2 protein-coding genes and 1 pseudogene are annotated in these 1,721 nt (G+C 65.0%); 1 reads left to right on the top strand and 2 read right to left on the bottom strand.

What is annotated here, in order from left to right; translation table 11 throughout:
• Positions 1-247: pseudogene (locus tag EN984_RS33540) on the top strand (DUF126 domain-containing protein); the annotation flags it as partial.
• Here the strand turns inward: EN984_RS33540 and EN984_RS33535 are convergent.
• Both EN984_RS33535 and EN984_RS33530 read right to left on the bottom strand, forming a co-directional pair.
• On the bottom strand, positions 208-1,293 hold the full coding sequence (locus EN984_RS33535) for a siderophore-interacting protein (RefSeq protein ID WP_127268610.1): 1,086 nt from the start codon (positions 1,291-1,293) through the stop codon (positions 208-210). The pseudogene EN984_RS33540 and the gene EN984_RS33535 overlap by 40 nt on opposite strands.
• A gap of 2 nt (positions 1,294-1,295) precedes the next feature.
• Positions 1,296-1,721 (bottom strand): TonB-dependent receptor (locus EN984_RS33530; RefSeq protein ID WP_127384303.1); only part of this gene is annotated, 426 nt, incomplete at its 5' end.

Below are 1,721 nucleotides of genomic sequence, written 5' to 3'. Positions count from 1 at the left end.
GGTGCTGGCCGAGGCGATCCGCAGAGGCACGGCGCCAGCCGGGATTCTTCTGGAGCGGCCGGCCCCGATCCTGGCGGTGGGCGCCATCGTTGCCGAATTTCTTTACGAGATCCGCATGCCGCTGGTGGTGTGCGATATTTCGAACCTTGTCTCCGGTGATCAAATTGTTATCGGCATCGGCAAAGACGGCGGGCCGATCATCAGAGTTCACCCCGCCATCAATCCGGCAGAGCCACGCCGCCAATAGGCAGCCGCCAACGTCTCATCGCGGCCGAGCCCCAGCGTGCCGCGCCAATATTCGCGAACGACCTTGGCGGCGGTCGCTTCCGCGGCGAACCAGCCGAAGGCCGAGCCGCCTTGCGGCCACGCCACCGAGCGGACAGCCTCGGCCAGCAGTCTGTCCTCGCCCGCCGGCACGCCGTTCCTTGTCAGCCAATGCAACTCGATGCCCGTGGCATTGTTGATCGCTTGCCTTTCGCCATCATTGGCGATCTCGACGAAGGCGACGCCCTTTGTCTCGGCCGGCAGCGTCTCCAGCAGCCGCGCCAGCGCCGGCAGGCCGGTTTCGTCGGCGCCCATGACGTACCACTCCGCCTGCCGCACCGGGCGGCCGACCGGTCCCATGATGCCGACTTTCGTGCCGGGAGCTGCCCGCATGGCCCAGGCGGAGCCAACGCTCTCGCCGGGATGGACGAGGAAGTCGACATCGATGATGCCCCTGGCCACGTCCAGCGCCCGGATAGTGTAGACGCGCGCCACCGGACGCCGGTCGTCGGCGGGCCAGACCGGCAAGCCATTGCCGCCGAGCACCGGCCACAGCGGATCGGGCACCTCCCTGGTCGGAAACAGCATGCGGATATGCATGCCGCCGAATTTGGCGAAACGGCTGAGATCCTCGCCGGCCAGCCGGATGCGGCGCATGTGCGGGGTGAGGTCGCGAATATCCGTCACCACCATCTCGCGGAACTGGGCGAGGCTGGTTTCGCCTGAGAGATCGCCGGTCCAGACGATCTCGGGGTTTTCCTCCTTGGCGTAGACCTGTACGGCTGTGGCCAGCAGGTCCTTGATACGGGCGAGCCCGTCGCGGTCGGCAGCATTGGCCCGCATCACCAGCCGTTCCATGTCGAAAGAGGCCCCGCCGAAGGCAAAGCGGAAATCGATGCGCTTTCCCTCATGCGAGGCATCGGCCTCGAAGCTCCGCAGCCTGTCTGAAATGCTGTCCATGTAGTCCGGCAGACGCCTCAGGTTGAGCCGCGCCTCGCAGGCCAGTTCACGCACCGATGCTTCGTTCATTGTCAGCCTCCGATCCTGCCGGTGAGGGCCACCTTGAAGGTGCGGCCCTTGCCCTGTTCGGTTGCTGCCGAGGTCGACCATGCGCTTTGCGGGTCGGTGTAGGCGGTGTTGAAGATGTTATCGACGCCGAAATCGAGCTTGAGGTTGTCGTTGACGCGCCAGTTGGCGAAGACATTGACCAGATCGAAGGCGTCGTCGACAATCGGCACGGCGTTGGGATTGGTGCGGCTGGTGCGGGTGATCTTGCCGACGCTGAGATATTGCGCGCCGACCGTGAGCTGGTCCTCCAGCATGCGAAAGCCGATTGTGGCCGAGAAGCGGTCGAGCGGCGTGTTGTTCAGCGCCTGGCCGGAATAGACGCCGCTGACGACCTTGGCGTTGATCAGCGCACCGGCGAGGTTTACGAAACCCCAGTTGTAGTCATAGAC

This window comes from Mesorhizobium sp. M7A.F.Ca.CA.004.12.1.1 (genome assembly GCF_003997835.1).
Lineage (GTDB): Bacteria > Pseudomonadota > Alphaproteobacteria > Rhizobiales > Rhizobiaceae > Mesorhizobium.
The sequence above is the reverse complement of the archived record's forward strand: the minus strand, read 5'-3'. Positions and strand labels throughout refer to the sequence as shown.